Origin of the sequence: Calidithermus terrae (assembly GCF_003574345.1) — a bacterium.
Lineage (GTDB): Bacteria > Deinococcota > Deinococci > Deinococcales > Thermaceae > Calidithermus > Calidithermus chliarophilus.
The window spans coordinates 1-9,065 of record NZ_QXDL01000167.1 but is presented as its reverse complement, the minus strand read 5'-3'; the positions used below and the strand labels follow the sequence as shown (position 1 = coordinate 9,065).

The window sequence follows — 9,065 nt, the reverse complement described above, 5'->3', positions numbered from 1 at the left end:
GGGTGGGGCTGGGGTGCTGTTCGCCACGAGCCACGGGCTTCTGCCGCGCTACCGGGTGGCGAACAGCGCCTGGTAGAACAAGCCCTTGAAGAAGCCGTGGAAGGCGTAGGGCCAGGTGGCTTGTTGCTGGGCGCCGGTGGGCCAGTTGTGCCAGGCGGGGCCGAGGTAGTAGAGCCAGTGGCCGGCGAGGTAGCGGGTGTGGTCGCGGGGGAGGCCTAAGGCGGCGTTGAAGTAGCCGCGCAGCCTCGAGGCGGTGAGCAGGAGGTTGGCGGCGGGGTCTTCGAGGGCCTGGCGGGCCTCGAGCTCGGTCTGGGGGAAGGTGGGGTAGGGCCAGGCGGCGAAGCGGGCGAGGCGGGGCTGCTGTTTGAGGGCGTCCTCCCAGGACATCTGGGCCAGGCCCAAAGTGCGCGCGAGCAGGCCGGCGCTGCCGGTGCTCTCGCTGAGGCTCTCGGCCAGGCCGTCGGCGAGGGAACGGATGCCGCGGGAGAGGCCCAGCGCTTTGTCGCCGCCGTACTGCTCGTTGTCCACGATGGCGGCCAGCACGCCCGAGGGGAAGTGCAGTCCCTGGGCGGCCCGGCGGATGGCCTCGCGGTGGGGGAGGACGTGCTGCAGGGCCAGCGGCAGGTCGCGGGTGTCGGGGGGGCTCCCCCGCTTGAGGGACCCGAGGGCCTCGAGCCAGCGCCTCGAGGCGGCCAGCGCCGCTTCGGGGTCGTCGAAGGCCGAGGGGCGGCCGTAGCTCTGGTTGTACAGCTCCAGGCGCAGCAGGCGGCCGACGGCCCGCGCGCCCGGGCGGCCCGTCAGGATCTCGGCGGAGGCCTTGAGGGCTAAGAACTCGCGCACGACGGCTTCGCGGCGGTAGGGCTCGAGGTGGGCGAGCACCTGGCGCAGGGACAGCTTCTGCTGGGGCTCGGCGAGCGGCAGGGGGCGTCCCTGGCCCAGCAGCAACAGCAGCACCAGCAAAACCGCACCCACGGCCGGGGTGCGGAGGTTGGCGGGGCGGGCCCAGGGCCTGGGCAGCGGGTACGTCCGCACGGCTCAGGCGACTAGAGCTCTTCCTCGAGGGAGTCGAAGACCCCGCGCGTGGGGGTGGGTTGGGTCTCGCCCTGGCTCTCGGGCAGGGGCTCGATGCTGGGGTACACCCGCCGCCCGCCGCCCTGGCGCTCGAGCTGCTCGCGCATCTCGCGCAGGTCGAGGTAGCGGTCGGCCTGGTTGCGCAGCTCGAGGTCGGTGAGCTCGGGCACGCCGAGGAGGTGGATCTCCTTGCCCATGGCCCGCAGGGCCGAGAAGGTGTGCGAGAGCTCGCTGGCGCCGGTGGCGACGATGGCGCGGTCCCAGCGCGGGGCGGTGGTGAGGGCGTCGGTAGCCAGCAGCGCCTCGAAGCGGGGCTCGCCGTGGACCTCCCGGCTGCGCACGGTGTACCCCATGAAGATGAGGGCGTCGAGGAATTTCTGCTGCCGCTCGTCGTCGGGGTCCGTGAGGGGGGCGTAGTAGAAGGCGTTGTAGAGGTCGTCGGCGGGACCGAATTGGGCGATGACCCGGCGGTGGTCCACGTTCCAGCCCAGCCGCTTGGCGGCGTTGTACATATACGATCCGTCAATGAACAGGGCAACTTTCACAAATTCCATCATAACAGGGTCAGGAGGCGGTAATGTAGAAGCCGTGGATCATCTGGGCGCGCCGCTGTTTTACGCAGGCCGCCTCGAGGAGCCCCTGCTGCGGCTGGGCCCGGGGGAGGGCGACCGAGCGGCGTTGCTGTTCAGCACGCTCGAGGGGGCGGGGGCGCTGGGCGGGCGGTTGCCACACTATGAACTGAGTTTATTTTCGGCGGCGGACTGGCGCGCGAAGGAGGAGCTCTTCAAGGCGCTGCTGGCGCAGGGTGTGGAGGTGTACCTTTTGGACGAGTCCGAGCCGCACAGCGTCCGGGTGGCCCTGGCTTATGTCCAAAGCCACAAAACTCAGACGGCGTGTTTGTAGATTGAGCGCGTGAGCGTCGCCGTCAAGACCTGCGTATTCCTTGCTCTGGCGCTGGTGCTGGGCCTGAGGGCGGTGCTGGGCCAAGGCGTGCCCGCCGGCAAGCCGGGGGTGGGGGTGCCCCGGGTGGCCGTGGACTACCGCAGCACGGTGGACGCCTGGTGGGCCAACCACCCCCTCAACCCCGCAGCGCCGGGGGGCATCCCCGTCGGGGGCGTCCGGCCCTTCCCGCGCGTGGTCGAGATCGGGCCCGAGCAGAGCATCCAGGACGTCATCGACCGCTACCGCGACTCGGGCGTGACCATCAAGCTGCGCCCCGGGGTCTACCGCCAGTCCTTCGTGACCCGCGGCTTCAGCAACCTCCAGCTCGTCGCCGACGAGCCCGGCACCGTGCGCATCCAGGGCCGGGCCCTGCTGAGCGGGGGCTACGGGGCCATCCCCAAGGGCGCGAAGGAGGCGGCCATAAAAACCTACATCGACTTCGTCAACTGCATCGTCAAGGACTACGACCCCAACCACGACCTCTGCCGCCGCACGGCGCAGAACCGCCCGGGCAACCTCTACCTCAAGAACCTCACCTTCGACGGCTACGGCCAGATCCCCACGCCCCTGCTCACCGTCGCCGCCGTCCGGGACGTGGTGCTCGACAACCTGACCTTCACCGGCAGCACCCTCAACCTCGACCCCGGCATCCACCACCCCGGCCTGGTCTCGGGCCACGCCATGATCGACAACGTGTGGATCCGCGGCGGGAGTTTCGAGGGGCAGTCGCCCTACGCCGTCTACCTCGACGGGCTGCACGGGGGCGGGGTGATCGGGGCGACGTTCGCCTCGAGCTTCGGCAGCGGCGGCCTGCTCTTCCTCACCAACGACGACTTCAGCCAGGACCTCGACCGCCCGGCCAACGGCATCCAGAAGCACGAGCAGCGCAACGGCCAGTTCATCGTGGCCGAGGGCAACACCTTCGGCGGCACCCACACCGCCGTGGGCTTCACCGCCGAGCAGGTGCTGGTGCAGAACAACGAGGTGACGCGGCGGGTGGAGTGGTTCACCCAGAACGACGGGCGCTGCTCGAACCGCTGGGGCACCTTCATCTACCCCAACGTGGGCCACATCATCCGCAACAACCGCGTCAACTACGCCACCGGCTTCCACCTCATCGACGCCAACACCGCCGCGGGCAACTGCGAGAACCGGGCCTTCGGGCAGGTGGGGCGCTACACCCTCGAGGGCAACAAGATCCGCACCCTCGGCCCTGAGGGCCTGGTGGGGCTGGTGGGCCCCAAGGAGTACGTGCAGGGGCCCAACGTGGTGCGGGAGAATTGCGTGGGGAAGGAGTGTTATTGAGGGCGGGACGTTGGGCGCGGGTCGTACGTTGGAGGTCGTACGTCCTGCGTCGTACGCCGAACGCCAAACGCAAGACGCAAGACGCAAAACGCAAAACGCACGTCCTACGTCCTACGTCGTACGTCGTACGCAGGACGCCTTGTCACCCCCCTTAACAAGGGGGGCCGGGGGGATAAACCCTCCCCGCGGGCGGAGAGGGAGGGGGTAGGGCGAACCACAGGCCACGGGCCACGAACCTCCCGCTGACGGCTTACCGCTTCCCGCTTCCTGCCTGCGGGGCGGGGTTCACCACGAGACACAGACCTCCTGGCCGCTGTCACCTGCCTTTAACTTCCCACGGATTACCTCCGCCTATCATTGACGCAGGAGCCCGGCGCGCCCATGGCTGTCCTCGAGATCACCCCCCTACACCCGCACCAGGCCGAAGACTTCCTGGCCTGGCGTGGGGAGGACGAGGTGAGCTACCAGATCGTGCAGGGGGAGGTCGAGGCCCACTTCGTGGGGCAGCGGGTGCTGTGGGTGGCTGTGCTGGACGGGGCCATCGTGGGCACGGTGCAACTGCTCTTCGAGCACCCCGACCCCGAGCTCGCCGACGAGCACAGCGGCTACATCCAGGCGCTCGAGGTGCGCCCTGACTACCGCCGCTTGGGCATCGCCAGCGCCCTGCTCGCGCGCGTGGAGCGGGAGGCGGTGGGGCGCGGCCTGCGCCGCGTGACGCTGATGGTCGAGCCGGACAACGTGGGGGCGCAGTTGCTCTACCGCAAGCGGGGCTACCGGCAGTTCAAGCGCTCGGTGTTCGGGTGGAAGGGGGTGATGTACCCGACGCTGTGCTTGGAGAAGGTGCTGTGAGGGCGCTGAACGCCGATAGCCTATAGCCGAACGCTAAACGCTAAACGCGGGTGCGGGTTGTACGTCGTACGTCGTACGCAAGACGCAAAACGTAAGACGTAAGACGTAAGACGTAAGACGTAAGACGCCCTCGACCCTCGACGAACTATGGGCTACGCGCTTACCCCTCATCGCCGACGGCTGAAGGCCGACAGCCTACGGCTTATAGCTTCTTGCTAACCCTCCACCGTCAAGACCACCTTTCCGAACACCTTGCGCTCCTCGAGCAGCCGGTGGCCTTCGGCGGCTTGCTCGAGGGGGAGCACGGCGCCGACCACGGGGTTGAACTTGCCCTCGGAGACGAGCTGGAGGATGGGGAAGAGGCGGCTTTTGGAGGCCATGGTGGAGCCGTAGACGGTGAGCTGGCGGTAGAAGATGTGGGCCATGGGGGTGAGGGCCTCGTAGCCGGAGGAGGCCCCGGCCACGGCGATGCGGCCGCCCCAGGCGGTCGAGCGCAGCACCTCCTGCCAGAAGTCGGCGCCGGTGTGGTCCACCACGGCGTCGGCGCCCTTGCCGCCGGTGAGCTCGCGCACGCGCTTGCTCCAGCCGGGCTCGAGGTAGTTCACGGTCTCGTCGGCGCCCAGGGCGCGGGCGGCCTCGAGCTTGGCCGGGCTGGAGGCGGTGGCGATGACCCGCGCCCCGTGCAGCTTGGCGATCTGGATGGCCGCCACCGAGACCCCCGAGCCCGCCGCCATCACCAGCACGTCCTCGCCGGGGCGCACCTGGAGCTTGTCCACGACCATCTGCCAGGCGGTGAGGAAGGTCAGGGGGAGGCTAGCGGCCTCGGGGAAGCCCAGCCTTGGCGGCATGGGCAGCACGTTGGCCTGCGGCACCACCACCACCTCGGCGTAGCCGCCCCAGCGGTGCTCGCCCAGGATCTGGTACTGCGGGCAGAGGTTGTCCCGCCCGCTCAGGCAGCGCTCGCAGCGCCCGCAGGAGACGCCGGGGTTGACCACCACCCCCTCGCCGGCCCGCAGGTGCTCGACCCCGGGCCCCACCTCCTCCACCACCCCCGCGACGTCGCAGCCCAGGATGTGGGGCAGGGGCAGCTTGGGGCTGGCGGCGCCCTTGCGCACCCACACGTCGAGGTGGTTGAGGGCCACCGCCCGCACCCGCACCGCGACCTGGCCTGCGCCCGCGCGGGGAGTCTCGATCTCGCCGTAGCGCAGCACCTCGGGGCCGCCCCGGCTCTCCATCAGGATGGCTCGCATCAGGGGGGATTATAAGTTTCCCCGGGGCGACCTGGTCACGTCTCACCCCGGCCGGAGGGGGCTGACGCACCGCTACAGCACGACGCGGGTCCCGGCCTGCCCGCTCAGCACGCCTTGCAGCACGCCGCGCTCGCCCCGGGCGATGGCGGCCCAGGGGGCGCCCTTGTCCAGGGCGTTGAGCGCGGCCTCCACCTTGGGGATCATGCCGCCGGAGATGACGCCCTGGGCGATGAGCTCCTGCACCTCGGCGCGGGTGAGCCGGGCGTAGCGGGTGGCGGGGTCCTTGGGGTCGCGCAGCACGCCCGTCACGTCGGTGAGGAAGACGGCGGGCAGGGCCATCGCGCCCGCGATGGCCCCGGCGGCGGTGTCGGCGTTGATGTTGACCGCCCCCTCCGCCTCGAGCCCGACGGGGGCCACCAGCGGCGTGATGCCGGCCTGGATCAGGCACTCGAGCACCTCGGCCTTGACCGCGCTCACCTCGCCCACCCGGCCCAGCTCGGGCTCGAGCAGGCGGGCCTCGAGCAGCCCCGCGTCGCGCCCGGTGAGGGCCACCGCGGTGCGCCCGCGGGCGCTGAGGCCGTGGGCGAGCTGCTTGCCCAGCGTGGAGAGCACCATCTCCACCACCTCCATCTGCTCGGGCGGGGTCACGCGCAGGCCGTTATGGAAGCGGGTCTCGAAGCCCATGCGCCCCAGCCACTCGCCGATGTTGGGGCCCCCGCCGTGCACCAGCACCAGCGGGCCGGGGTAGGCGGCGACCTCGTCGAGCAATTCGGCCGCGCCCTTGAGGCTGCCGCCGATCTTGACCAGAAGGCTTTCCACGGCTGCCATCCTATCGCACCTGGCGGAGCGCCTCACCCCCGCGCCCCTGTGCCAGGCCTCACACGCGGGTCACGGGGTGGCTTAGACTGGGACAAACCATGCTGCGCTTGCTGATTTTGACGATGGTGTTGGGGTTGGGGCTGGCCCAGGCCCAGGAGGTGCGCGCGGCGGTGGCCGCCAACTTCCGCGACGCCTTCAACGAGGTCGTCCGGGCCTTCGCCAAGGCCAACCCCGGCGTCCGGGTGGTGCCGAGCTTCGGCTCCTCGGGGGCTTTTACCCAGCAGATCGTCAACGGGGCCCCCTTCGACGTCTTCCTGGCCGCCGACATGGCCTTTCCCAAGGCCCTCGAGGCCCAGAACCTGGCCGAGCCCGGCACCCTGCGGGTCTACGCGCGGGGCAAGCTGGCGCTGTTCGTCCCCGGCGCGGCGGGGGTGAAGGGGCTCGAGGCGCTGCGCGACCCCAGGTTCCGCCGCATCGTCGTCGCCAACCCCGAGACGGCCCCCTACGGCAAGGCGGCGGTGCAGGCCCTGCAGGCCGGCAAGCTCTACGAGTTGCTCAAACCCCGCCTGGTCTTCGCCCAGGACGTCGCGCAGGCCGCGCAGCTCACCCTCACCGCCGCCGACGCCGGGTTCATCGCCTACTCGGCGGCGTTCACCCCGGCCTTCAAGGGCAAGGGCGGCGTCTTCGTCGTACCCCAGCGCCTGTACGACCCCCTCGACCAGGGGGTGCTGGTGGTGCGGGGCCGCGGCCGCCCCGAGGTGCGGGCCTTCTACGGCTTCCTGCGCTCGCCCGAGGCGTCGCGCATCATCAAGGCCTACGGCTACCAGACCCCCGACCCCTCGCTCTGATGCTCGAGCCCCTGCTGCTGACCCTCCGCCTGGCGCTGCTGACCTCGCTGGCGCTGCTGCTGCTGGCCGGGCCGCTGGCCTGGGTGCTGGCGAAGCGGGAGTTCCGGGGGCGGGGGCTGCTCGAGACGCTGTTGCTGCTGCCGCTGGTGCTGCCCCCCACGGTGCTGGGCTTCTACCTGCTGTTGCTGCTGGGCAAGAACGGGCCCTTGCAGCAGTGGTTCGGGCTGAGCCTGGCCTTCACCTTCGAGGGCATCCTGATCGGCTCGATCGTCTTCAACCTGCCGCTGGCGCTGTCGAACTACCGCGAGGCCTTCCGCACCATCGACGACGACCTGCTCCAGACCGCGCGCACGCTGGGGGCGGGCCGCTGGCGGGTGTTGCGCGAGGTGGTGCTGCCGCTGGCCGCGCCGGGGCTGCTGTCGGGCACTTTGCTGGTCTTCGCGCACGTGCTGGGCGAGTTCGGCGTGGTGCTGATGGTGGGGGGGAGCCTGCCGGGGGAGACCCAGGTGCTGTCGATCTACATCTACGAGCTGACCCAGGCCCTGCGGCTGGAGGAGGCCAACCGCGTGGCGCTGGTGCTGGTGGGGCTGGCCTTCGGGCTGCTGCTGGCGATCCGTTCGTTGGAGGCAAGGTGGAAGTCGAATACGTCCTCGAGCACCCCGTCCGCCTCGAGATAGCCCTGCGGGTGCAGGGCTTCACCGTGCTGCTGGGGGAGAGCGGGGTGGGCAAGACCAGCCTGCTCAAGGCGCTGGCCGGGCTGCTGCCCGCCCGCGGGCAGCCCTTCGCGGGGCTGCGGGCCGAGCAGCGCCCGGTGGGCTACCTGCCCCAGCACTTCGCGCTCTTCCCCCACCTGACGGCGCTGGAGAACGTGGCCTTCCCCCTGGCCCACCTTCCCCCCGCGCGGCGGCGGGCGAAGGCGCTGGAGTTCCTCGAGCTCATGGGCATCGCCGCCCTGGCCCCGCGCTACCCGCGCCAGCTCTCGGGCGGGCAGCAGCAGCGCGTGGCCCTGGCCCGGGCCCTGGCCCGTGAGCCGCGGCTGCTGCTGCTCGACGAGCCCACCAGCGCCCTCGACGTGGCGACGCGCGAGGAGGTCTTCGCCGAGGTGCTGGCCTCGCTGCGCGGCCTGAACATCCCCACCCTGGCCGCATCCCACGACCCCTGGCTGGCCCAGCAGGCCGACCGGGTGGCGGTGCTGAGCGCTAGGGGCCTCATCCAGCAGGGCAGCAGCACCGAGGTCTTCGCCCACCCCGTGGACCTGGGCACCGCCCGGCTGGTGGGCTTCCGCAACTTCCTGCGGGGGGTGGTGGAGGGCCTCGAGGGCGAGAACGCCTGGATCGCCTGCGGCGGCGTGCGGCTGCGGGCCAGGCGCCCGGGCTGGGCCCGCCCCGGCCAGCCGGTGGTGGCCTGCGTGCGCTCCGACGAGGTGATCGTCGTGCGCCCCGACCGCCGCCCCGAACTGCCCGTGCAGGACAACCTCCTCAGCGGCACCCTGCTGAGCCTCAAGCCCGAGGGCCTGGGCCTGCGCGGGCGCTTCAGCGGCCCCCTCGAGCTCGACCTCCTGCTGCCGCGCCACGTGCAGGAGCGGCTGGGGCTCGAGGTGGGCCGGACCGTCGAGGTGTCGCTCAAGCCGCAGTATTTGCATCTGGTGCCGGGGTAGGGGGTGGGTCGTGCGTTGGGTGCGGGTCGTACGTCCTACGTCGTACGCAAAACGCAAGACGCAAAACGCAAGACGCAAGACGCTGGGGGTGGGTCGTACGTCGTACGCCGTACGCCGTACGCAAGACGCAAAACGCAAAACGCAAGACGCACGCCTTACGTTCTACGCGGGACGCTTTGGCCCTTGGCCCTCGACAGACTACTAGCCACAGGCTGCGGGCGTGTCACCGTAACGCCGGTGTAACGTGCTCGGGATACACTCGAGCGTAGTTCGCACAGGCAAGCCGTCTCGCTTTCGCTTCCGTCGTTGCCGGGGGGTGGGGGG

Annotated in this window: 10 protein-coding genes; 6 read left to right on the top strand and 4 right to left on the bottom strand. The window is 70.6% G+C overall.

The window, feature by feature from the left end; translation table 11 throughout:
- Window positions 1–48: 48 nt before the first annotated feature.
- Window positions 49–972, bottom strand: a complete 924-nt coding sequence (locus tag Mterra_RS15895; protein WP_420836703.1) for a hypothetical protein — start codon at window positions 970–972, stop codon at window positions 49–51.
- Between the two features lie 71 nt (window positions 973–1,043).
- A complete protein-coding gene (locus Mterra_RS15890; protein WP_245971660.1) occupies window positions 1,044–1,616 on the bottom strand; it encodes a LabA-like NYN domain-containing protein in 573 nt (190 codons plus the stop codon).
- Between the two features lie 43 nt (window positions 1,617–1,659).
- Here Mterra_RS15890 and Mterra_RS15885 point away from each other — a divergent pair, with 43 nt between their 5' ends.
- From Mterra_RS15885 to Mterra_RS15875, 3 genes are all read left to right on the top strand, one after another.
- Complete coding sequence (locus Mterra_RS15885; protein WP_119316058.1) at window positions 1,660–1,974, top strand: hypothetical protein; 315 nt, start codon at window positions 1,660–1,662, stop codon at window positions 1,972–1,974.
- 9 nt (window positions 1,975–1,983) lie between these two features.
- Window positions 1,984–3,318, top strand: a complete 1,335-nt coding sequence (locus Mterra_RS15880) for a hypothetical protein (RefSeq protein WP_119316057.1) — start codon at window positions 1,984–1,986, stop codon at window positions 3,316–3,318.
- A 381-nt stretch (window positions 3,319–3,699) separates the two neighbouring features.
- The gene (locus tag Mterra_RS15875) at window positions 3,700–4,167 is read left to right on the top strand and encodes a GNAT family N-acetyltransferase (RefSeq protein ID WP_036219731.1); all 468 of its coding nucleotides are present in this window, start codon (window positions 3,700–3,702) and stop codon (window positions 4,165–4,167) included.
- 215 nt (window positions 4,168–4,382) lie between these two features.
- Here the strand turns inward: Mterra_RS15875 and Mterra_RS15870 are convergent, their stop codons facing one another.
- Together Mterra_RS15870 and argB are read right to left on the bottom strand one after the other, a co-directional pair.
- The gene (locus Mterra_RS15870; RefSeq protein WP_119316056.1) at window positions 4,383–5,417 is read right to left on the bottom strand and encodes a zinc-binding dehydrogenase; all 1,035 of its coding nucleotides are present in this window, start codon (window positions 5,415–5,417) and stop codon (window positions 4,383–4,385) included.
- A gap of 72 nt (window positions 5,418–5,489) precedes the next feature.
- The gene (argB, locus tag Mterra_RS15865) at window positions 5,490–6,245 is read right to left on the bottom strand and encodes an acetylglutamate kinase (RefSeq protein WP_119316055.1); all 756 of its coding nucleotides are present in this window, start codon (window positions 6,243–6,245) and stop codon (window positions 5,490–5,492) included.
- Between the two features lie 89 nt (window positions 6,246–6,334).
- On the opposite strand from argB, the gene modA reads away from it, so the two are divergent.
- The 3 genes from modA to Mterra_RS15850 are packed head-to-tail and all read left to right on the top strand — an operon-like array spanning window position 6,335 to window position 8,741.
- A complete protein-coding gene (gene modA, locus Mterra_RS15860; protein WP_119316054.1) occupies window positions 6,335–7,084 on the top strand; it encodes a molybdate ABC transporter substrate-binding protein in 750 nt (249 codons plus the stop codon).
- The gene (gene modB, locus Mterra_RS15855; RefSeq protein WP_119316053.1) at window positions 7,084–7,761 is read left to right on the top strand and encodes a molybdate ABC transporter permease subunit; all 678 of its coding nucleotides are present in this window, start codon (window positions 7,084–7,086) and stop codon (window positions 7,759–7,761) included. Before modA ends, modB begins: the two co-directional genes overlap by 1 nt.
- Window positions 7,716–8,741, top strand: coding sequence for an ABC transporter ATP-binding protein (locus tag Mterra_RS15850; RefSeq protein ID WP_119316052.1), 1,026 nt, complete (start codon window positions 7,716–7,718; stop codon window positions 8,739–8,741). Before modB ends, Mterra_RS15850 begins: the two co-directional genes overlap by 46 nt.
- The last annotated feature ends 324 nt before the right edge of the window (window positions 8,742–9,065 follow it).